Origin of the sequence: Sphingobacterium sp. HSC-15S19 (genome assembly GCF_050433745.1) — a bacterium.
Classification (GTDB): Bacteria; Bacteroidota; Bacteroidia; order Sphingobacteriales; family Sphingobacteriaceae; genus Sphingobacterium; species Sphingobacterium siyangense.
Genome location: NZ_JBNPWQ010000005.1, coordinates 72,552 through 96,686 on the forward strand (window position 1 = coordinate 72,552; position 24,135 = coordinate 96,686).

General features: G+C 42.2%; 16 protein-coding genes. 10 read left to right on the plus strand and 6 right to left on the minus strand.

The features are described from left to right. The first annotated feature begins 4 nt into the window (after positions 1 to 4). From L1283_RS05530 to L1283_RS05560, 7 genes are all read left to right on the plus strand, one after another. On the plus strand, positions 5 to 694 hold the full coding sequence (locus L1283_RS05530; RefSeq protein ID WP_145328896.1) for a hypothetical protein: 690 nt from the start codon (positions 5 to 7) through the stop codon (positions 692 to 694). Further along, positions 678 to 1,331 (plus strand): hypothetical protein, encoded by a 654-nt coding sequence (locus tag L1283_RS05535; protein WP_075991007.1) that lies wholly within the window; start codon positions 678 to 680, stop codon positions 1,329 to 1,331. Before L1283_RS05530 ends, L1283_RS05535 begins: the two co-directional genes overlap by 17 nt. Positions 1,332 to 1,346: 15 nt before the next feature. Continuing rightward, positions 1,347 to 2,096: a hypothetical protein gene (locus L1283_RS05540; protein ID WP_075991008.1), complete on the plus strand. Its 750-nt coding sequence runs from the start codon at positions 1,347 to 1,349 to the stop codon at positions 2,094 to 2,096. A gap of 131 nt (positions 2,097 to 2,227) precedes the next feature. After that, entirely contained in the window at positions 2,228 to 2,599 is a 372-nt protein-coding gene (locus L1283_RS05545; protein ID WP_075991009.1) for a hypothetical protein, read from the plus strand. Positions 2,600 to 3,179: 580 nt separating this feature from the next. Continuing rightward, positions 3,180 to 6,431, plus strand: a complete 3,252-nt coding sequence (locus tag L1283_RS05550; protein ID WP_429625946.1) for a SusC/RagA family TonB-linked outer membrane protein — start codon at positions 3,180 to 3,182, stop codon at positions 6,429 to 6,431. 132 nt (positions 6,432 to 6,563) lie between these two features. Then, positions 6,564 to 8,084 (plus strand): RagB/SusD family nutrient uptake outer membrane protein, encoded by a 1,521-nt coding sequence (locus tag L1283_RS05555; protein WP_145328892.1) that lies wholly within the window; start codon positions 6,564 to 6,566, stop codon positions 8,082 to 8,084. Positions 8,085 to 8,101: 17 nt separating this feature from the next. Continuing rightward, entirely contained in the window at positions 8,102 to 9,346 is a 1,245-nt protein-coding gene (locus L1283_RS05560; RefSeq protein ID WP_312351366.1) for a YdcF family protein, read from the plus strand. Positions 9,347 to 9,455: 109 nt separating this feature from the next. Here L1283_RS05560 and L1283_RS05565 read toward each other — a convergent pair whose 3' ends face one another. Together L1283_RS05565 and L1283_RS05570 are read right to left on the minus strand one after the other, a co-directional pair. After that, positions 9,456 to 10,538 carry a Gfo/Idh/MocA family protein gene (locus tag L1283_RS05565; RefSeq protein ID WP_145328890.1) on the minus strand — a complete coding sequence of 361 codons (1,083 nt, stop codon included), beginning with the start codon at positions 10,536 to 10,538 and terminating at the stop codon, positions 9,456 to 9,458. Between the two features lie 16 nt (positions 10,539 to 10,554). Continuing rightward, complete coding sequence (locus L1283_RS05570; RefSeq protein WP_286777449.1) at positions 10,555 to 11,202, minus strand: hypothetical protein; 648 nt, start codon at positions 11,200 to 11,202, stop codon at positions 10,555 to 10,557. A 110-nt stretch (positions 11,203 to 11,312) separates the two neighbouring features. Here L1283_RS05570 and L1283_RS05575 point away from each other — a divergent pair, with 110 nt between their 5' ends. Both L1283_RS05575 and L1283_RS05580 read left to right on the plus strand, forming a co-directional pair. Continuing rightward, the gene (locus tag L1283_RS05575; protein ID WP_145328888.1) at positions 11,313 to 12,722 is read left to right on the plus strand and encodes a sulfatase-like hydrolase/transferase; all 1,410 of its coding nucleotides are present in this window, start codon (positions 11,313 to 11,315) and stop codon (positions 12,720 to 12,722) included. 20 nt (positions 12,723 to 12,742) lie between these two features. Then, on the plus strand, positions 12,743 to 14,845 hold the full coding sequence (locus L1283_RS05580) for a polysaccharide lyase 8 family protein (RefSeq protein ID WP_075991014.1): 2,103 nt from the start codon (positions 12,743 to 12,745) through the stop codon (positions 14,843 to 14,845). Positions 14,846 to 14,912: 67 nt separating this feature from the next. Here the strand turns inward: L1283_RS05580 and L1283_RS05585 are convergent, their stop codons facing one another. The 4 genes from L1283_RS05585 to L1283_RS05600 form a co-directional block, all read right to left on the minus strand. Continuing rightward, on the minus strand, positions 14,913 to 16,169 hold the full coding sequence (locus L1283_RS05585) for a glycoside hydrolase family 88 protein (RefSeq protein WP_145328886.1): 1,257 nt from the start codon (positions 16,167 to 16,169) through the stop codon (positions 14,913 to 14,915). A 44-nt stretch (positions 16,170 to 16,213) separates the two neighbouring features. Continuing rightward, positions 16,214 to 18,142 carry a heparinase II/III family protein gene (locus tag L1283_RS05590; protein ID WP_070563443.1) on the minus strand — a complete coding sequence of 643 codons (1,929 nt, stop codon included), beginning with the start codon at positions 18,140 to 18,142 and terminating at the stop codon, positions 16,214 to 16,216. A 2-nt stretch (positions 18,143 to 18,144) separates the two neighbouring features. Next, positions 18,145 to 19,848, minus strand: a complete 1,704-nt coding sequence (locus L1283_RS05595) for a RagB/SusD family nutrient uptake outer membrane protein (RefSeq protein WP_145328882.1) — start codon at positions 19,846 to 19,848, stop codon at positions 18,145 to 18,147. A 121-nt stretch (positions 19,849 to 19,969) separates the two neighbouring features. Next, positions 19,970 to 23,170: a SusC/RagA family TonB-linked outer membrane protein gene (locus L1283_RS05600; protein WP_312350966.1), complete on the minus strand. Its 3,201-nt coding sequence runs from the start codon at positions 23,168 to 23,170 to the stop codon at positions 19,970 to 19,972. Positions 23,171 to 23,426: 256 nt separating this feature from the next. Here L1283_RS05600 and L1283_RS05605 point away from each other — a divergent pair, with 256 nt between their 5' ends. Beyond that, a complete protein-coding gene (locus L1283_RS05605; RefSeq protein ID WP_158638906.1) occupies positions 23,427 to 24,119 on the plus strand; it encodes an outer membrane beta-barrel protein in 693 nt (230 codons plus the stop codon). Positions 24,120 to 24,135: the final 16 nt, after the last annotated feature.

A 24,135-nucleotide genomic window follows, 5' to 3' on the forward strand; every position in this document is an offset into this window, starting at 1 on the left:
TATAATGATCAAAAAAGTATCTCCACAAAAAGCATCCTATGGGGGAATGATGTTTTCGCACGATTTTCAACTATGGTACACCTATCTAAAACGGAGAATAGAAAAGGGCTGGAGACCTGAAGAACTGTCGTTCTTGGTTGGTAGACCTGATCATGCATATTTAGACTTTGAAAAAATGTATCAGGTACGAAGTTTTTTGACCCAGGAATCGATCTTGCTGGATCGAATATACATGAGCTCATGCATTGAACCGATGGAATTCAATCGCGAAAGATATGAAGTTACCGAAGAACGTCTCGTCCGTCTTCATATTGAAGAGGACGAGGTCAGGTGGCATTATTCTATCGAAATTCCTTGGCGGTTTGTCTCGCAAAAAAAGTCTTCAATTGCATTGCAATTTGAGGAATGGAAAGCTGAAAAAGATGTCCAGCTTGAATCGGATGCGATGTTACATGTGCGCCAAAAGATTGAAGGGCTATTGGATCTGGAGTTCTTTGGGCATGGTGCAGCTCCTTGGCAACTGTTTCGGAAAGTTAAGGAAACGGGACAGGTTCATCTCCAGATTTATCCAAGGCATTTGAAAAATGTGCTGTATGGACTCATTCAGCAAAACAGGTTGGTCGTCAGAAATGTGGAAGGAAGGTATTCTTTTTATCCTGTTGATAGAAAGGAGGAGCATGCAAAATTTAATTAATGATATTGGCAGAGAGAGATTTCGCGCAGAATTTTCCATGTACTATGCGGGTATTATTTATCTCCTGATATTAAATCGGATCAGCTGCGGTTTTACCCGTGAAGAAATGGCTTTCTTAATGGGACAAGAGCAAACCTATGTTAAGGAAATGGAAGAACTTAAAATCCCAGCCGGAAATCTTGAAGTTATGGTGCATCTCAGTTGGGTATTTAATCGTAGGGGTATAGATATCAGTAGATTTGACAATAAATCTAGCTATCAGTTTGAGTTGACGATTTGGGAAGAAAAGGCTATTCGATATTATCAAATGGAATATTTTATCAATTCCGTTGAAACTATGACTTTTTTTCAATTAATGGAGGAAATCAGGGTAGAAGATTCAGCCCAAGCTGAACAGTTCGCATGCGATTGCATGGTAGTGGAAATCGTTTTGGGTAAGCTTATCGAGATGGATTATTTTAAGAAATATAGAACACCGCTTGAACTATGGCGTTATGCGGAAAAGTATCTGGGAGAAAAAATTTGCATAAAAAGCTTGATGCATGAAATTGGCGTGTTCGTAGGAAAGAAAGGGAGTGCACCGCTGCGGAAAACTAAAGCCAAGAGTTTTGGCTTCCGCTATATCGCACATAAATAAAAAATATTAAAAAATATGGAAGATATAATTGGAGTACCTTTAAAGGTACCACGAAATTTTCGGTTAATATGTGAGCTTTTTGGTATCGCTGTGCCAGCTTTTATTCAATTGTTTCTAGATCATTACTCTTTTATAGATCAGAATTTTAAAGATAATTCGAGCTATAATATTGTGACTAGGGCTATACGTTTTATCAACGATAAAATTCCTAAAGACCATAATCGTTTGAAGATCGAATTCAAAGATAATGACAGGGATGTTGGGATAAAATTATTGCGACGTCAGGTAAAATTAGCAGTCAATAGAAATTATAGTACCGGCGAACGCAGAAATAGAGGGCGTATTATTACTGCGCAGCTTTATGATCTTTTTGCTAAAAAGGTAATGCTTAAAGATCGAATTTATTTAGATGAAAACATATACTTTAAATTGAGTAAGGATTTTCTGCTGACTTGCATTATGAATTCCGTTCATCCATCGCATTATATCAATACCATGATGCTGCAGGCATCAACACCTGATTTTTTAGCAGCAATGCACCTCGATAAAGCGACTTATAATCCAGTTTTGGGATTTATTCATCGTGTCCTTGACGGTTATGGCGGCCTTATTGATTGGGAATATCGTAATACATCTTTTTTTAAACGATTTATAATGGATTTGCAGGAGCTTAATAAACGATATTTTTTCTATCGGGATCTTGATCAAAGAGTTGCACTTTATCACGTCTGGCTAGATAATCTTTTGGAAACTAAGGAGGACTAATTTGAGTTATAAACAACCTTTGGAAAGTTTGGGAAACAACCTGTCTTTTGATGAAGATGGCGTAATCTTACAGCGGTTAAATAGAGGTAACTAGGATAAAAAAAATGATGACTTCTTAAATTAAATAAATAATGGAAACATTCGAAAATATTAAATTGACAACAGCATTTAAACAGTTCTGCGATCTGTTCAATTTCACACCGGAAGAAGTTGTACAGGAATTTATTGATAAAATTGACATTGCAGAGTATATGTGTGATCCAATACAACCCAATCGCTGGGCTAATCTATTTGCGATGGAATATTTGATCCAATATACACAGTCCGAAAACAGTATTGTTGAATATAGGGAATTTGCAGAAGAGTGGGTGAAAATGATGGAGACTGGTGGAGATGATCTGATCGGAAATACAAGACTACTGTTGGATGCCTGGCACAAAAAAGTTTTAGAGGATCGTATTCATAGTATTATGAAAGAAGATGAAGGGGACGATATAGCGTAACTTTATGTTAAGTTTGATCAACCTTGTAAAATACGACGATCAAAATGTTTAAACCTAACTCGTCATTAATTGGCTAACGATAGTGATTATAACATGCAATCAAAATGAATTGCTATATTTAATCATGCATGCAAAACCTGAACAACGAAAAACATCATTAGTACCAGTATTATGTAAAGTTTTTATTGGTACTATTGGTGTTTTTGCTATTTTGACAGCTTGTTTCTATCATAATCAACTTGACGTTGACGGCAACTTGACAATAGGATTTCCCTGGACATTTTATAGGGAAGGAAGCGGCTATAGCCCAGATCTTAATGAGCAGGTTGGATACCATGAATTTGAACCTCTAAAATTGATCGGCAATATTCTTTTTTCTGCTACTTTATATCTTCTGATTTTATTGATTTATAGCTTTGTTAGCAGGAATCTTAGGAAATAAATCTTAGGTGTATTGTTATCCTTTTGTTAAGCTTTCATGACATGCTAACTCGGTTTAGTTAAAAACTGTTAATGTTTTATTGACCCTGCCTTCATATAGCATTTGTAATCTTGTAACCATAAATCAAATGCGCTACTTATGAAATTTAAAGCCAACAATGTCTTTTGGTTGTTATGTGCCATTGCAGCGAGCTCACCCGCTGTTCAAGCCAAATCGTTCACACTAACCACGTCCCAATTTACGCATGTACAGGGGATGGTCAAAGGCCGTGTCGTCGACGCCCAAGGAAATGCTGTCGCCGGAGCAACTGTTCAAAATTTGAAAAGTAAAAAATCTGTTCAGTCTGACGAAAAAGGAAATTTTCAGATCGAAGCCGAAATGGGCGATAACCTGAGTGTTTCCTTTATTGGGTATAGCAGACTTGTGCAAGCTGTTACCCAATCCAATGGGCAGATATTTTTCCTACAGACTGATGAGAACACACTGGAAGAGGTGACCATCTCTATCGGATACCAGCGGATCAGAAAGTCGGATGTCACTGGTGCTATTGCCAGTGTTAAGGCCGAGGAACTCAATTTGAGCGCACCAAAATTATCCCAGGCGTTGGTTGGTAAAGTAGCAGGTGTACAGGTGATGCAAACAAGTGGTGCTCCATACGATGGGACCAAAATGCGTGTTCGCGGAATGGGATCGATCAATGCTGGTTCGGATCCATTGTACGTTATTGATGGTTATCCAGCAGGGAACAATCTCAATATCAACCCCAATGATATTGAGTCTATCGATGTTTTAAAGGATGCCGCTTCTGCTGCGATCTATGGGTCCCGTGGCGCTGGTGGTGTTGTATTGATTACAACCAAGCGTGGCAAGGAAGGTAAAAGTAATGTGGACTACGAAGTATTGGGCGGCTTTGGTCAGCTTTCCAAGAAAATCGATGTTTTAAATTCGGAACAGTTTATTGATCTCTTGATTGATGGTCGTAACAATTCCTATAAAGACCTTCTGGCTACGAAAGGGATCGCTTGGAGCGATAGTAGACGCTTTGATGATAATAAAACGCGTATCGCCAATGTCGGAAATGCCGGTTCAGTAAGTATTCCTGAAGACTACTATGACTTTGCGTCCGGTACCGCAAAAAAAGCGAAATATGATACGGATTGGCAGGATGCCTTATACCGTAATGCTTCTTTCCAACGTCATAATCTCTCTACGTATGGCGGTAACGAAAAAAATCGCTATTTCCTAAGTGGATCTTATCAGAATCAACAAGGGATCATGCTGGGGACGGATCAAAAAGTCTTTAATTTTCGTGCCAATATCGATAGCAAAGTAAGCAAGAGGTTGACCGTCGGCGCAAACGTATCGTTTACATATAACGACAATAACGAGGTGACGACAGGCCGTTACGACAGAAGTCCGTCTATGGCGGCTTTAATCTATCTGCCGACACTGCCGGTTTATAATGAAGATGGAACCTATGCCAAATACCTGATGGCCGATCTTTCGGCGAATAATTACGGTATCCAGAACCCTGAAAACCCACTGGCTTATGTTACTGAGATTAAAAACAACCGTCGTGGAAAGAGAGGGGTATATAACGCCTTTGCAGATTTTTCCATTATGGATGGCCTAAATCTAAAAGTAAACGGTGGACTGTCTACTTATGACGAGAAGTATGATTATTTCCGTCCGACAAGTATATCCGATGGAAACAACAAACCGTTTTCACCGCAGGCAATTTCTGCTGCCTATGCAGATGCCAAGACAAAAAATGAATTGGACAAATTGCTGGAAACAACGTTAAACTATAACAAGACCTTTGGTGGTAAACATCAGGTATCCGCTTTATTGGGCTATTCGGCGCAACGAACAGATTATGATTATCAAGGTGTGAGAGCCAACGGTTTTAATAATAATGCAATTGGGGAAATTACAGATAAAGGAGCGGATCCTTCTAATTTCCAATTGCTAAAAGACGATACGTTCAAACGTACGACAACGCTCCAGTCTTATTTCAGCCGCGTAAATTACAGCTTCGATTCGAAATATTTCCTTTCGGCATCCATTCGTACTGACGGTTCGTCACGCTTTGGACCGAACAGTAAATGGGGAACTTTCCCATCGGTTTCAGCCGGGTGGACCCTCTCCAAGGAGGAGTTTTATACGGATTGGTTAGGGCAACAATCGACAGTCAAACTAAGAGCGAGCTGGGGACGTAGTGGAAATAATAATATTGGTGATTACAATGCGATATCCGTGATCAACTCACCAGCAGGTGTGATCCTTGGGGATAAAGTAGAAACCTCTTATACGGCTGGCAATCTACTCGATCCAAAATTGAGCTGGGAAACAACTTCGCAATACAACGCCGGTCTTGATCTCGGTTTGTTGAAAGGCCGCCTCAACATTATGACCAACTTTTACCTGAGCCGTTCCTTCAATTTATTATTCAACCAGCCACTCTCCGCTGTATCTGGATCAACAACGATCCTGACCAATCTGCCAAATTCGAAGGTGCAGAATAAAGGTTTTGATCTACAGATTGATGCAACACTGATTCGCAAAAATGAATTTGAATTAGGATTCAGTGGGAATATCAATGTCAACAGAAATAAAGTGCTCGATCTTGGTGGGGCTTCTACCATTCTGACGAATGGTGCTGAACGCTCCTACTTAACGCATATTACACAAGAAGGAAGTCCAATTGGTATGTTCTATGGTTTTAAAGTTCTGGGTGTTGCAACAGAGGAAAACTATAAAACTGTCGCACCTTCTGCGGCTTCAACAACCCCACTGCAACCAGGAGATCTTTATTTTGAAGATGTAGATGGCAATGGTATCGTCAATGATGCCGATAAACGTGTGATCGGCAATCCGCATCCTAATTTTACCTATGGCTTTGCCGTTAACGCACGCTATAAGGCATTTGATCTACGGGCATCATTTAATGGCTCCCAAGGGAATAAAGTGCTGGATGGCTATGATTATTACCTCTACAATATGGAAGGTTCCGGTAACCAATATGCGGATGTCGCACAACGCTACCGTTCGGCTCAAAATCCGGGAAATGGTAAAGTCTACCGTGCATCGCGTGGCGGTACGCAAAGTAACAGTACACGTCTTTCCGATTTTTATCTGCAGGACGGTTCATTCTTGCGTATGACAAATATTGCCTTGGGTTATAATCTTCCCAAAAGCCTAGCAGAAAAATTAACACTTTCTGGGGTAAGGGTCTACGCGACCGTGGACAATCCATTTACGATTTCTAAATACAAAGGCTACAATCCGGAACCCGATTATAATCAACGCGGCAACCTGACTCCAGGTGTGGATTATGGGCTTTATCCATTGGTGAGATCATATAACCTTGGTGTGAAAGTAACGTTCTAATAGCAGGATCGAGGAGCTGTTGTGCGTAGGAATATCAAGGAAAGCCCCGTGTTAAGCTCCAGTATTGTAAAATAGTCCTACAGACTGCTCTTTGTAGTTCCGTGGGCTGATGAAAAATAAAAAAATAACAGGATGAAAAAAAGATATATATTACCCTTTGTTTTGTTGGCATTGTCTTCATGTACCAAAGATTTTTTAAATCAGAAAAATCCCAACGCCGTTACGATTGATGATTACTTCAAGTCAGAAAATGATGTGCTCTTGGCGGTTAACGGTCTTTACCAGTCCCTTCGTTCGGGAAGTACGATCGGAGAATCCAGTACATTGTATAATGAGGAACGTTCGGATAATAGTGGACGTAATGATAACCAATCCAACGCCGGCGAGCCATTCCAATTCAATGACTTTTCGTTGCTGCCAAGTAATACCTATCTAAAGACGCATTGGTCGGCTATGTATGCGGCAATCAGCCGCTGTAATGTGGTTCTGTCACATGTCGACGATGTGACCTTTACGAGTGCAGAATTAAAAGGACGTTATATTGCGGAAGCGAAATTCGTTCGTGCATTATTATATTTCCATATGGTGCGTAAATTCGGAGATATTCCATTATCTACGGTACAGGTGACCAGTAAAGAGCAAGCAAATGAATTGGCTTTTCGGCAAAAAGAGTCGGTTGTGTACGAACAGATCATTAAGGATTTGACAGAGGCATTGTCCAGCAATCTTCCCAATACACAGAAAGATTACGTCATTGGCAGAGCATCTAAATCGGCTATTAATGCAATTTTGGGACAAGTATACTTAACGTTGGGAGCAACGCAGACGTCGGGGAGTGCAGAAAATTTTGCGAAGGCAGAACAGTACCTTAATGCGGCCTACCAAATGCGAACTTTTGGTAAACTGAACGAAATCCCCTATGCGGATGTTTTCGATGTGACCAAGAAAAATAGCTGTAAAGAACTTGTTTTTCAGATTCAGTACAAACAAGGTGACCAAAACTATAGCTCGAGTATTGCCCGTAATTACCAGGCGAGAGGGGAGACCATCAACTCACGCTATAACTCTACAGGTGCTGGCGAAGTTGCGAAACTAGATTTGATTAAAGATTACGAGCAAGACGATATCCGAAAAGGCTTCTCGGTAAAGTTTGCCGCCAATACGCAAGTTAACGATTGGTTTGTAACCAAATTTAGAGATAACAGTGACGCTGCAGGTACCAATGGTTGGGGCGGAAACGACTGGATCTTGATCCGTTACGCCGATGTGATGCTGTTGTTGGCAGAAGCAAAATATCACTTGGGTAAAGATGCGGAAGCTATCGCGCTTTTGGATCAGGTACGTGAACGTGCTGGATTGCCTTCGTATGCTACTTCAATGCTAAATACTACCTATCGTAGTAAATATCCAACCTTAAAGGAGGCCATATTGCATGAACGCCGTGTAGAACTGGCATTTGAAAACCAACGTTGGTTTGATTTGATCCGTAATTATAATGCACAAGAACTGGTGACTTATTTCAAAACGAAGAGCCAGGCTGATTATGGAAATGCTAAAATCTCCAATATCTCGACAAAAGATCGATACTATCCAATTCCTTTTGATGAATATAAGCTGGATCCGGTACGTATGTATCAAAATCCTGGTTATTAATCTGCAATGGAATAGATATGATAAAAAATATCAGAAAGATCTTGTTACTTACCTTGGGAATATGCTGCCTGCATATTTCCAAAGGTCAAGTAAACAATATGCCTGACGGTCCACAGGATTGGCTGATCAAGAAGAATTATTATGCATCCTATTTGCTCTTAAAAGATCCTGCCCTTATACAGGAGCTCGTGGGCTCCAAGCCGATAGCACAGGTGTTGGAAAAACGGTTCGAACGTTTTAACAACAGCGCCAGTTGTCCCGATCTCATGTGCTATTTGAATGCCTTCAAATGGCAGGAGAACGAAATTGACCTGTTGGCAGAGCAGCTGGCGGAGCAAATTGGGCATAACAAGAAATTGGACCAGCTTGTTCAGGCTAGTCTTATTCCATCAATGACCTATGGTGTGTTGCATCATGAAACGGCAAAGGCCTATTTTACGAAAGCCTTGAAACAGGATTTAAAGGCAATGAATTATGTGGTGGACGTCTATGGCGGAGGTAAAAGTCCCAATTACCCCAAAATAGATTCGATCTCTTTCGATGTAAAACGTGCGGCCTACCTTCATCTTTTGGACGATGTTCGCCAAGACGTCCGCAAGGATATTCCAACACATAAAACGGCATTTTTTTTGACCATGATGACTGCTGTACGCTTGTTGGAAATTAATGAGCGATGGGACGCGGCACAACTAGAACCGCTGATTGAACTCGAAAACAAGAAAGCTTACGAAGCGGTCAAAAATACCGATTTCGCAAGCTATCCCTATAGTCTGTTGCTGACCTTAGGTGCAGGCCCCGAGGTGTATGGACAGCCTATTAGTCCAGGTGGAATGTTACGTGCGCGGATGGCAGCCCGAAGCTACTTTGAAAAATTGGCCCCTTTTATTGTGTTGTCTGGCGGTAAAGTACATCCCTATAAGACTCGCTTTATTGAGGCAATAGAAATGAAAAAGTATCTGATCGAGATTATGGGAGTACCTGAAGCGGCAATATTGATTGATCCACATGCGAGACATACGACCACAAATTTGCGTAATACAGCACGTATCCTGTTAAATTATGGTTTTCCGAAAGATAAATACGCCATCGTTAACAGTAGTAAAGTGCACATTGATGCGGTGGAAAAGATGGGCGATCGTTGTATGCGTGAATTGGGGTATATTCCCTATACATTGGGTAAACGAATTTCAGATGTGATCATCGAGTTCAAGGCAAAAGAAGAGGCCTATACGATCGATCCTGATGACCCCTTAGACCCTTAGCCAACTAACTAGGCCGATTGCTAATCTATTAACTGAGCAGATCGGCTTTGTCTATGGCTTATGGGAAGGCATGAAAAAGGTCCGCAGCATTGCAAGCTACGGACCTTTTTTATTTTAAAATAATGGACTTTCCTTCTTTAGCCGAGCGTTTTGCCGCTTCCAGGATTTCGACCACAGTGACATTATTATTGATCGATCCGAGATCATTTTCTGGAGCCATAGCATCTTTCAGAACCTGTTCGAGATAGGCAATATGGTTCTCAAAATAGGGGACCGTAGTCGGTATATGTGTAGGTGGATCATTCTGCTGTTTGTATTTTAGAAGCTCTTTATCATTTTTAGCGTAGAGCTGAGCTTTTGTGCCAAAAACCTGCAGATCTTTAACACTGTATGGCCAAGCCCAAGAAGCTTGAATAATGCCCGTGCTGCCGTCACGGTAGCTTAGTATGATGGTGGCATTGTCGTCTACCTTTGGATAAACCTCTGGCTTGAGCTGTTGTGTAAAGGCTGTCACTGAAATTGGCCTTTCTCCATTTTTGAGCCAGGTCATCAGATTGGCGCCATAACAGCCAAAATCCATCACTGCACCGCCACCATTTTTTTTCGGATCAGTAAGCCAGTCGAGGAAGTAATTGCTGCAGCCGATTTCTTTAGGTCCTTCGTGACCGTCTTTTACAAGTATACGTGTGATTTTTCCAATTTCACCCTTGTCGACCAACTGCTTCAACTGTTGATTACTTTTATACCAGGTCGTTTCGTAATTTACCAAAAAGGGTGTTGCGAACTGTTTGGACAAAAATGCAATACGTTTTGCGTCAGAAAGAGTCGTAGCAAGAGGCTTCTCTACCATTACAGGGATCTTAAGCGGGAGACAGGTCTCTGCGACGAGGATATGCTCATCGGTTGGATTGTAGGCGAGTACCGCATCCGGTTTGACATGTTTCAATAAGCTTGGTAAGTCATGGTAGAAGATTGTGTCAGGTAAATTATACTGCGTTCGTATTTTGTTTGATAAGGTTTGATTCGGTTCGGCAATACCGATAATATCGACTTTTTTATCCTTATATAAATTTAAAAGCAAGAATACGTGGTCATGGTTGAGCCCCGCAACAGCAACTTTAAGTCGCTCACTGGCCTGTGCAACTTGTTGGAAGAATAGGAGCAGGAAAACTAGGCGGATAAGATGCTTCATATGTTAAGTTTAGTTATTATAAATATACCGATTTGTGCTGAGGATACCCGTTGTAAATCCAGATTACTTTGCGGTGCGATTGGATGATATCGGCAACAATGTCAAAATAGGTTTCTCCACGACCAGCTTTTAGCTCATCTAGTTTCTTTTGAAAATGCGTTTGATTGAATGGTGATTCTGCTCCAAGTTTCCCTCTATAATAGGCCAAAGTTGTTTCAACGCCCAATGATGCCCTGCTGTGTGCAATATCCTTCCAAACAATGCAATGTGAAACAGCATCTTTAAAGTTACCAAATCCACCGTAAAGCAAATCGTCAAAGCCATCTAGGCTTCCTATCTTCCAGCTTTCGCTGGACATGTAGACGGCATTGATTTCTTCGTAAAAACTTGCAATATCGTTGATGCTACAGCCATCAACCACAGCCACGCCAAGATCGGGATTGCTTCCCACAAGTTGCTTAAAATCTGTCCAGAGGTCCTCCCCGGGAAATACTGTTCCAGCTGCTTTGTTTTGCCATTTGTTCAACAATTGAACGAGTTCGGTTCTAATGGTACTGGGGTGATAGGTCAATGAACACAAAAACGAGCTTAATGCAGTGCCATCCGAATCACTGACCAAAAAATGAGCAAGTGTACCGACCAATTTTTTTTCATCTGTTTTCATCTCTGACCTTTATTTTTAATCGTCTAAAAATAGCCTAACGAAATCGTTTGCGGTTTTTTAACAAAAAATCCTATACATTTAACGATACATTTAAGGATAAATCTAATGTTATGATCTACCGATTTACTTGCTATAGTATATTAACTCTTGTGAATATACTCTTTAGGTTTGGGATTTCTGTATTCGGACAGCAACATCCTAACGTTATTGTCATCCTGAGCGACGATGGAGGTTATGATGATTTTGGTTGTTACGGCGGTAGGGAGGTCTATACCCCCAATATTGATGCACTTGCGAAAAATGGCGTACGTTTTCAGTCGGCCTATGCCTCAGCTTCAGTATGCGCTCCTTCTCGGGCGGGCTTACTTTCTGGCCGCTACCAGCAGCGCTTTGGTTTTGAACATAATATTTCGAAACGTCCCACTGCGGGTGTCGCACCTGAAGATATCGGAATGGATACGCAGGTAGCCACCATTGCTGACTTCATGAAGTATAACGGCTATAAAACTGTAGCGATTGGCAAATGGCATCAAGGGGATGGTCCACAATTTAATCCATTGAAACGTGGGTTTGACCATTTCTATGGTTTTATCGGTGGTGACCGGCCTTACTTCCCAATCCATGGTGCCGTGAAGCCAACGCAGCTGCTTTATGACGATCGACGTATAGTCCCCGAAGACTCAATTCATTATTTGACTGAAACATTGACCAATAAAGCAATTGCGTATATTCAACAGTATCGAAGCCAGCCCTTTTTTATGTATTTAGCTTTCAATGCAGTGCATACACCTGTCGAAGCGCCCCTGAAGACTATTGATAAGTATAAAAATGTAGCTGATCCATTGCGTCGTGCTTACTTGGCTATGCTGGATAATATGGATGAAAATATTGGACGTCTGGTTGAACATTTAAAGCAAGAAGGACTTTATGAAAACACCTTAATCATTTTTATGAATGATAATGGAGCGGCAACAAATAATGGCGCAGACAATGGACAATTGCGTGGTTTAAAGGGATCGAAATGGGAAGGTGGAATCCGGGTTCCCCTTATCATGCAATGGCCAGCCAAGCTACCGAAAGGGATAACATCAGATGCCATGGTATCGGGAATGGATATCTTACCCACCAGCATCGAGGCAATAAAAGGGAAGAACATCCAGGGGCAGCAAATCGATGGCATCAGTTTGCTATCTTCCTATAAGGATGTGAAAAATGGACACGACTATTTATTCTGGCGTCGAGGGATTGCACGTGCTGTGCGACACAAAGAATGGAAACTGATTGTGGTTAAAGATGATCCGATATTATTGTTCAATCTTAGGGATGACCTTCGGGAACAGCATAATCTAGCCACGAAGTATCCTGAGCGTGTAAAGGAGATGCTGAATAAACTGAAGGAATGGGAAAAGGGACTGGAGAATCCAAAATGGCTAAGCTCTGTATTGGACAATGATCAAAATCAACTGATGAAACACCGGATGGAAGTCGTCGGACGAGCCGCAGAACGACAATATCCTTAAGTAATGAATACTAAAAACAGATGAAAGGACTAATCCTATTTTTATTGTCCTTTGCCTTGGTTATGGCAAAGGCGCAGAACAGCGATACGTTTGTGCGTATTAAAAAGCATGTATACGATGATGAGTTAAGTGGCCCATTGCCAAATGCAGATAAAACGTTAAGCCTATGTAATCAACTGCGTGCTGACGGTACTTGGGCAGATATCGATTACAGCAGTAAGTCAATATCGCTTTGGCCTCCGGGAGAGCACTTGGATCGGTTAAGGACACTTATTGTTGCCTATGTGTCTCCACAAAGTGCATCTTATCAGGAAAAATCACTTTACGATAAAATCCTGCTTGCCGCACAATATTGGGCAAATAATCGTTTTGAGTCTTCAAATTGGTGGCATAACGAGATCGCTTCGCCAAAAGCCATCGGTGTCTGTCTTATCCTGATGAAATTTGGAAAGGAAAAAATTCCTACTACACTAGAGACTCCACTTGTTGAGCTGATGAAGCGTGGCGATCCTTACACAAAAACAGGGGCGAATAAAAGTGATATTGCCATGCACTATTTTTATCGTGCATTGATCTTGGAAGATGAAAATCTTTTAGCTGCTGCGATGGAGCAGCTGCTTTTTCCGATACAGCTCGTGAATGGCAAGGAAGGACTGCAATATGATTTCTCTTACTTACAACATGGCCCTCAATTATACATTGCAGGCTATGGGGAGGAATTTCTGAAGGGGATCTCAAAAGTTATGGCCTATGTGCGGGAGACACCTTATGCTGTAGACATGAAGAGGCTCGGCCTTTTTGAACAATTTCTTACTGAAACCTACCTGCCAATTATTCGTTCGCGCTATATCGATTTTAATGTACATGGTCGCGGGATCTCACGCCCCAATATCTTGGAAAAAACACAGGAGACCGCCATATTACAACAAATGAAGTTGATTGATCCCGCCAAAAATACCATTTGGAACAAAGCGCTAGCAAAACTAGATAGCGTCCAGCCTTATGACGCTGAGCATATCGAGGTCCACCGCCATTACTGGAAAGGAGACTACACGACTCATCTGCGTAAGCAATTCCACTTTAATGTTCGATTGGCCAGTAGCCGTACCAATAAATCGGAGTCTGGAAATGGAGAAAACGTTCTTGGGCGCAATATGTCAGATGGTGTGACCAATATTCAGGTATTTGGACCCGAATATTATAATATTATGCCCGTATGGGAATGGGATAAAATTCCTGGAACGACAACACGAGATTATCCGGGCGACCTGGAATTGAAAGAACAATGGGGAGCACTTGCTGCAAATAACTTTGCAGGCGGCGTAAGCAACGATAAGACAGGAGCCTCAGCTATGTCGGTCCAGTACGACGGGGTCAAGGCTCAAAAAGCCTGGTTCTTTTTCGATCGGGAAATCGTTTGTTTGGGGGCTGGGATTCACTGTGCTGCGCCAGAAGCTGTGGTAACAACCTTAAACCAAACCTGGCTGAATGGACCCGTTGTCTGGAATGGAAAGGAAATGTCTGCACTCGATTCAGTACAGAGATCTGTCAAAGTAGGCGATTTTATAACCCATAACAATGTTCTGTATTATTTTCCAGCAGCTATGAATGTTGGATTGACAACCAAAGATCAGGTTGGTTCCTGGTACCGGATCAACCGTTCCCGTTCCAAAGATGTTGTACATGGAAAGGTCTTCAAGCTTTGGTTTGATCATGCTGTTGCTCCAAACAATGCGAGCTATGCTTATATTGTTGTGCCTGGTACCAAAACTGTTGATACAAAAGCAATGCAGCAGCTAAAAATTTGGCAGAATACATCGGATATACAGGCGGTGGAGCATAAAGGGAGCCGGATTCTACAAATTGTTTGTTATCAAGCAGGAACGTACCAAGTTGGCAATTGGTCTATAAAGCTCGATCAACCTGCTATCATACAATTGAGTATGCGCGAAACAACTAGCATGCAGCTTGATGTTGCAGATCCACTCCAAAGAGCCAAAACAGTGAAGGTTCAACTCGTCAATAAACAGCTTCGTGTAAATCAATCGCTGGAGGTTTCGCTTCCACAGGGCGAATACGCAGGGAGTACTGTAAGTAACCAAATCGCGATCGGGAAGAAATAATCCAGATTCAATTGGAAAGCTTATAAAAATACAAAGGGGAGATATTAAATATCTCCCCTTTGTATTTTTATTTTTTGAGCTGCTCCAACCGTGTCAAACCTTCCAGATAATAATAATCTGCATAGGTCAGCGGAACATCGATTTCCGAATGATGGGGTAAGCTACCCACACTATGCTGCAATAAGAAACCGCCATTGCTTGCATATTTAGCAAAATAGGTGGCTCCTGATAGTGTTTGCAGGCTTTCCTGAGCAAATGTCAAGTAGGATTTGCTTTCGGTGCCAGTGGTCATTGTTGAGAGTTCAATCAGTGCAGAAGCAACAATGGCTGCAGCTGAGGCATCGCGCGGCACAAAATTTAATTTCAAGGAAGAAAAATCAGCATCCGATTTATAACCCGGCTTTCCGGCATTAAAATCCCAATACGGAATTTTATTTTTTGGAAGATTCGGATGGGTCATGTAAAACTTTGCCGCCGCTTTTGCCGTTTTAAGAAATTCTGGTTTTTTGGTCTCCCGGTACATCATGGTAAATCCATAAATAGCCCAGGCTTGACCGCGTGCCCAGGTTGAATTGTCGGCATAGCCTTGGTTCGTTTGTTGGTGGATAGCATGGCCATTACCATCGTAATCGACAACATGGTAAGTACTGTGGTCTTTACGAAAATGGTTTTTCATGGTTTGGGTGGCATGACTGATGGCCACATCCTTATATTTGGTATCTCCAGTCAAGTCGGACACATAACACAGCATTTCCAGGTTCATCATGTTGTCGATAATGACTGGATATTTCCATAGGGTCTTGCCGTCCCAAGACTTCTTCTCGTTCCATGATTTGATGACGCCCACCTGCGGATTATAACGTTTAAGCGCAGTATTGGCCGAGTGGATGAGGATATCCTTGTAAGCGGCAACCTTTTTGGGATCTTTAAGGTATTTAATGGCATTGCCATAGGAACAATACATCACAAAACCAATATCATGATGTTGATCAAGGTCTTTGGCTTTTTCAAGCGCCTCTGTCCATTTGATCGCCGCAGCTTCGGTCTCTTTATTATGGGTATGGTTGTAGATATACCATAGTGACCCTGGAAAGAAACCGCCGGTCCAATCCCATTCGTCTGTCCCTACCAGTTTTCCTGCAGGACTCAATGTGCGTGGAAATTTGTGCTGCTTTTCTGCTGCTTGTTCTAAAAATTGATATTGTTTTTCTGCAGCTCTAAAACTTGTGTCAATAAAGCTTGGTTTTTGATCTGTAAAACTCAGTGCAATCAGACTGGATGTGATCACAAAAAGTGCTTTTAGACCAGGTTTTCTTTTTTTCATAACGGCTTATATTCTTAGTAAGTTACATAATAATCTGATTCTTTTTATTTTATAGCCTCTTGGCGAATCGTAAAGGTATATTTTCCAGCGGATTTGATGCTTTTAGCGGTGAGTTTGATGCGATAGAGTTCCTTACCCCATACCTGACTCAAACGTGGGTCATCTTGAGGAATGACATCGTAGCTCGCCGTGAACTGTCCAGCATCAAAGTGTAGGGTTGCGTGCCCATTATTGAGGAGGATTTCCCCTTTGCCAATTTTTGGTTCCTGAGCAACCAGAAAATGGATGATATTGGCCTGCTTAGGACCTGTGATTTTAAACTCATCCTGAATGTCCAGCCCATTTTGTACGAGGGTGTAACTTCTATTCCAGTGTTCAACATTCGCCGACTTCGGATATGCTTTTCCAATATCAAGTTGGAATCTATTTTGTGCAGGCAGAAATGCTACATTTTCAGCTTTATATTCCTTTCCAAAAGATTGGTCTGCTCCATTGATCATCGGAACATTATGGTAAGCACTCTGCATTGTCCAGATACTGTATCTGTCATCGCTAAAGGTCTTTTTGGTATAGGTGCCGACACCGGCGTCAATGAACAGTGGTTGTTGATCCTCGTATAAGATAAAACTCCCGACATCGTTATGGTTGTGACTTTCATTATTGAAACCACCTTTGGCGGCAAAGAAAAACGGGCCCTTTTTTAGATATATAAATTGTGTTTCCGGATACCACTTGGCATTATTTTGAGGGAGTGAAGCGGTAACACGCTCTAATTGTGGATAGCATCTCAGGTCCTCGAAGGCACGAAAAATATCCCTTGAAGGTTTGAAATTTGCAGTTTTGTCGCCGGTATTTTCCATATATCGGGCAAATTGCATCATCTCGCTACTATTGACATCCTGTCCATAACGGTAGATCAATAGTGGATCGCCGCCACCTTTTGCCGAAGCATCGGCAAAATTAACTACCCATTTATCTCCGCCAATATAGGATTGTGCGATGTACTCACCCATATCGCGAATTACAGGTTTATCAAAAATATTGATCTTGCCCTTGGTGGCAAGCGAAAGTATTTTTAAATAATCGTACAGTTTGCCCGCAGCATGGCCCCAATAGGAGGGTCCCTCTTCGCAGGCACCGTCTGTTTTGACATAATTGATAAAGCGATCCACAGAAGACATTGTCTTATAAATTCCCGCCAGTTGTATATCGGGATTGTCCTCAACCAAAAGCAAGGCCGTAAGAACATTAAAGTTACACCATGGATTCCAGTTATTGACCAACTGTCCTTCCTTGAGTTCAAATGCCTGCCACCACATGTCGTTACGATCCAGATAGGGCTGTATAATGCGTTGTTGGATCTGTTGTTTTAGACGGGTACTGATTTCGGGGTTTATTGTATTGAACGTATCGCGGAAGAAATAATGAACCCAGGAGAGGAGAGAGCCTACATCACCGGCCATCAGATCGACTACTTGTGTGCGCTCTTGCGGCAATGATCGCTTACTGGACTGAAAGGCCCCAAGGTGTGCCGAGAGAGACCATGTTGCCATTTCCGTCAATTGCCAACTGCCGTTTAGGATTTGGTCAACAAAGCGCCCCTGTCCTTCTGCAAGCTCCGCCAACAGTAGGTTGGTCAGCGCAGTACAATTTTCGTTCATTGGCTTTTCCATTATGCTGCGGTTGCCTGAACGCTCATATTCAAGGTAGTCGGTTGCTTTGACGACCTGCCACTGGTAGTTCAGGGCCTCGTTTCCCTTTTTTATAATACGCTCTTTAAAGGGAGCCATCAGCTTATCCCAGGCTAAACGGTCGGAATAAGCCGGGTAGGGAACCCAAGATTTGTCATTGCCTAGGCTGGCTTTCAGGTTCTCTTGTTTAAATGCTCCTGTTAGCAGGTTCAGATCTTTCCCTAGCAGTCTTTGGAAAGAAAAACTGCTAAGGAAAAATAGTAGGATTAAGTAAATTCTCATAATTACCAATCTTGATTTTGTGGTAGTAATGCCGGGTTCATTTCAATCTCTTGCCCTGGTATTGGCCAAAGCTTATGACGGCTTTGGTAACCCCGGGTGACGAGATTGTCTCCAGTAATACTTTTTTCGATGTAGTCTTTGGAGACGCTTTCTAAGAGGTTCCAGCGCTTAAGATCAAAATAACGCCATCCTTCACCTGCTAGTTCTACGGCCCGTTCGTGCTGGATACGTTTACTCATATCTGCTTTGTTACCGACAACCAAAAATGAGCTGCCACTATTTAGTGCGGGCATTTTAGAGCGTGTACGTACTTTGTTAAGCTCAGTAATCGCTTTATCCAATTGATTGGACTCGTTGTACGCTTCGGAAAGCATCAAAAGTACATCGCCCAAACGTATGATAGGGAAATTGATCGGTGTATGTGCACGATCGGTAATGGCGCCTTTTAGGTTTCCTTCAGGAACAAATTTCCGCCATAGATAGGTGTACCAACCCCGATTGTTGCGGATCTGACCAAAGTTTTCGTTTACACCGGTTGCCAATATCAGCTGCATATCTCTTTCTTTGTTTGCATTCCATCCTAAGTAATGCGAATATGGTACGATCAAGGTTTGATTCATCCGAGGATCGCGATTGGCATAGATCTGACGCAGTTTTGCTGTATCTGGTACTTTGGTAAGTGTGCCGCCAGATTGCGTAGACTCCATCGCCTGTTTTTTGACCGCATTATCGGTTGTATAGTTGGGGAAATAATCATTCCAGTTGAATGGACTACCATCTCGGTTTTCGTAGCGATCAGCAAGACGTGTGCTCGGCATACAGTTGTTCCAGTCGCTACCAAAGGTTGAACGCGTTCCCATATAGAAGGCCATGGGCATACCATAAGGGAAACCCGTACCACCCATATTCTGAATGGCAAAAATCATCTCCGGCGATTGATCACCATCCATGGTGAATAAGGCCGAGTAGCTTGTGTTTAAACTATAGCCATACGTGTTGGTCTTGTTGTAAACAATCTCTTCAAAATCCCGGATTGCTCCAGCCCAATCTTTATTGTAAAGGGCTACTTTCCCTCTCAAAGCATACGCTGCACCTTTAGTGATTCTTCCATAATACTTTGCATCATAGCTTACCGGCAATTTCTCAATTGCATAGTTCAGGTCATTGAGGATAAACTTATTGACATCTTCTACAGAAGAGCGACTATTTTTAAGATCAGCGAAATCTTTGTTCAAGTCGACAGTTTCATCGTATATCGGCAAGGCGCCATATAGATTGGTGAGCTGGAAGTACATCAGCGCACGTAAGAACTTCGCTTCCGCAATAAAGCCCTCCTGTTTGGCCTTGTCTATGGTCATAGGCTGGATATGCGCGATTGCATGATTACAACGTTGGATAAGATCGTAGCCCGCTTGCCATCTATCCACAATAATTGACGAACGGTCCGTAAAAGTACCGCTGATCACTTCGCCCAAACCCGGGGGATCATAGCCCAGACCAATATCGGTAAGACCATCGTAAGAAAATTGCAAACCAAAGGTGGCTTCTTTCTTTAAATCATTATAACAGCCCAGTACGCCAGCTAGGGCTTGGTCTTCATTCTGCCAGAATGTGCTAGCACTTACCTGACTGTAGGGGTTGGTATCAAGCTTATAACAAGATGATAAAGCAATGCATCCGGCTATGAGTAGTGAAATTTTTTTCATGAGGTTTAATTAATTATTCATGATATGTGTTATATTCAAAGGTGTTAAACCACCTCCTCAACTTTTGTCCATAATTTATTTAATACAGGAAGGGGATACCTCCAGTTACATTTCTTTCTTATTAGAAAGATAAGCTAACGCCAAAAACAGCCTGTTTCATTGTTGGATAGTTGGTACCGCTGATCTCCGGATCGAAACCTTTATATTTGGTAATGGTCCAAAAATTTTCCAGCGATGCAAATACGCGTAGGTTTTGCACCTGTATCCGCTTAGTGATATCGTTCGGGATTGTATAGCCCAGCTGGATATTTTTTACGCGGATAAATGCCTTGTTCTGTAACCAGAAATCACTGTTTTTGGTGTTTCTTGTATCGGTATAAGGCAACAATCGCGGGAATTTTGCATCTGTTGCACCTTCAGTCCATCGGCCATCAGCAATTTCCTGATTGATTTGATAGCCCCAGCGAACAGTGGGTGTGTAATAACCATCCGTCCACACGACTTTGTTGCCTGCATTACCTTGCAAGAAGACCGAGAAATCAAATCCTTTATAATCGAATCCCATGTTAAAACCATAGGTCATCCGTGGCGCCGTACCATGACCTACCGGAACCCGGTCATTGTCGTTGATGACGCCGTCTCCATTGGTGTCTTTATACAAGAGATCCCCTTTTTTAGGTGTACCATAGGATGCGAATGGATTTACTTTTTGATTGGTGTTTGGATCGATTGGCGCATTATCGATCATCTGTTGCACGAGCTGCATATCAGCATCTGTCTGTAATATGCGGTCGGTCAACAGGATATATTGGGTATTAATGGCATAACCTTCCTGAAGTAAATTGGAACCACTGATAGACTTGTCATTGCCTTTAAATTTGACCACTTTATTGTCAATAAAGGTAAAGTTGCCACCAATGTTGAATTTAAAATTATCGCCAATTTTATCGCGGTAAGTCAAATTCAGCTCGACACCATTATTACGTACTTTGGCCGCATTGGTGCGTGGTATTGTCGCATTTCCAACGACAAGCGGAGCAGGCAGGTTGATTAAGATGTTGTCGGTTACTTTGTTGAAAACGTCGATCGAGCCCCCTAGTTTGTAATTGAAAAGGTCAAAATCTAAACCAGCATTCAGGATATAAGTGTTTTCCCAAGTCAGAAGCGCATTACTCAATACGGTCTGCGCAAAACCTACATAGAGCTGGTTGTTTAACACATAGTTTGTTGGATTATAAAGCGCTTGATATTCATAATTGTTGATGTTGGCGTTTTTGCGGAAAGACTCATCGGAGGTTCCATTGTTACCTAAGGCACCATATGATGCACGGAATTTCAGGTTAGGCATCCATTTGATGTCATAAAAGTCTTCTGAGGAAACTTTCCAGCCAAAGGAAGCGGATGGAAATGTTCCCCATCTGCTTTTTCCGCTCATAAAACGAGATGAACCGTCTGTCCGTAGATTGGCTTCCAACAAATATTTGTCATCCCAGGATAGGTTGATCCGGCCAAAAAACGAACGCATAGCCCAATCGGTGATATTGCCAGAAGCGGAGGCATCCATAGTCGCCGCATTCAGAACGGTCAGGGATGGATCTACAAGGTCGAGTTTGGATGCCGCAAACCAACCATCTTTAAAATACTCCTGGCTGGCACCCACCATGACTTCATAGTTCAGTTTCTCAAAGAGCTTGTTTTTATATTTGGCAATTCCATCCATGTAATAGCGGTGGGATTTGATTGATTCGTTAGTTACCGACGAACGGCCTGTACCCGCTGAGGCAATTGTATTTGTCAAAAAGTTCCACCGGTCATTGAACACGGGTTGAGAGTAGACGAAATCATCGTCATAGGTATAGGTGTACGATCCTTCGATGGAAAGTCCCTCGACGGGTTTCAGTTTTCCGTAGAAGCGCGACACGAAACGGTTTTTGTTGATGTTGCCTTTCTGCGCATAAAGGCGGTGTAGCACGTTGTTAGACTGTGGGTCATCTTCCGGATTGTTTGGCGAACCAAATCTTCCATCTGGAGCACGCAGGACCATCCCCGGAGTACTTGCTGCGGCAAAAGTAAATACATCATCGATGATATTGGTGCCTATATCTGTTTTGGAAACGACACCATTGATATTGGCTCCCAACGTTAACCAAGGTTTTACATCAGCTTCTAGATTGATACGTCCGGTATGACGTTTATAGGTTGCTTGTTCGATGATTCCAGGGTTATTGAGGAGGCCGTAGGAACCAAAGAACTTGATTTTGTCACTACCTCCGGTAAAGGAAAGGTTGTGGTTTTGGCTGATTTTGTTCTGGAAAAGGTCCGAAACCCAGTCCGTATTGGGATATTTCAATGGATCCTGTCCTGCGTCCTGGCGCCAAAGGTCAATTTTTTCCTGCGAAAATATGGGCTTAGCATTTGGATCGCCATTGCGATAGCCTTCATTGATCAGCTCCATATAGTTGGCATAGTTGGAAACCATTCCAATGGTATTGGATGGTTTTTGACTCGAGAAATAATTGTTGTAAATAACTTTAAATTGCTCCGATTTACCCTTTTTCGTTGTAATGAGGATAACACCATTTGCGGCTCTTGAACCATAAATTGACGCTGAAGCAGCATCTTTTAAAACCGATATGCTTTCGACATCTTGTGGGTTGATCAAGTTCATGTCGCCAATAACACCGTCGATCACGACAAGTGGATTGGCATTATTGAGTGTTCCCTGTCCGCGAACACGTAGTGTTCCCCCATCACTGCCCGGTCTGCCTGAGCCCTGATTAACATATAATCCCGGCGCCTGTCCAGCTAGACCAGCTGACAAGGAGGTTACAGGTCTGCTTTCCACAACCTCGGACATCTGGATGGAAGAGACCGAACCGGTTACATTTTCTTTTTTCTGTGTACCAAAACCGACAACAACAACCTCGTCGAGTCCCTTGGACTCATTCTCCAAGGTGATCGTAAGCGGGTTGCCAGCTTGTGCCTTCGTTTCGATACTCTTATAACCGATGCTCGTGAAAACCAATGTTGCGTCGTTCTGTTGACTTTTGATTTCGAATGAACCACTTGCATTGGTCGATGTTGCTAGATTCGTTCCTTTAATCTGAACGGTGACATTGGCGATGCCTTTGCCATCTTTGTCTAAAACCTTACCCCGAATGGTTGTCTGCTGCATGGCCAGTGAAAGCTTGCTGTTTGTCTTAACAGATGCAAATGGAGTCGCTTGTGTTGTCAGGCTAGATACGACCAACAAGCAGGATAATGGTATTGCCGGATACATCCAACGATTCGTCGAAACGGATGTGTTCTTGATCTTGATCATAGGCTTTTAGATTTAATTGGTCTGAAAAATGAATTTTCTGTGAAGTGAATTTACAGTATTGATAGAGAACAATAAGGACGTTTTCTCGCAATCGTTTTCGTAACAGCCTGCCTAAAAATCGAAAGATTTTTGGTTAATATCTGTTTAGAAAGGTATGCCTGCTGGGAGTATTTGGATCAATAATTCAAAGGTCAGTGTAGCGTCTGTAAGCGATTGTCGTTTAATAAGGAAATTATGTAAACCTATTTCTTTTCGTATGATGAATATCAAAAAAACCGCGTTATTGTTATGTCTGTCACTTGGAGCATATGCAGGCTATGCACAGACAAAATGGAATGTAAAAGCCGGAGTCGCCTTTTCAAATGTGGATGCTAAAAATAAAGCGGGCGATAAGGCCAGCACGGCCGCGGTCGGAGGCCTGTATTTGGGACTCGGTCCCACATTACGCCTCAGTGATAATTTCTCTTTAGAACCGGCATTTGTGTTTGCTAAACGGGGCTTTAAACGAAAAGATGGAAGTTTTATAGGCTGGGGTAAAGATTTTAAAGCGAATACGTCTTATATAGAAATGCCTATCGATGTTGTCTTTAATGCTACGATCGGTACAGGTAAGTTGGAGGTCGGTATAGGCCCTTATATCGGTTATGGATTGGGCGGGAAATGGAAAACTTCAGAATCTGTTTACCTGGACGATATTGCAATTGATAACAAGGGAGATATCAAGTTCAAAAATGATTCGAGTGAAGGTGAGTATGGGGATTATACACTTGGGAGACCTTTTGATTATGGCGCTCGTGCAAAAGTAAACTATCTTTTTAGGGAACATTATCTTGTCGGTATAGAATTTCAGAAAGGAATTGCCAATTTAGAATCCAAATGGGGGGATTATAAATCCGGGAATGCTATACGTAATCGCTCCTTGGGTATTTCAGTTGGCTATCGGTTTTAGTAACTTAAAAACAGTG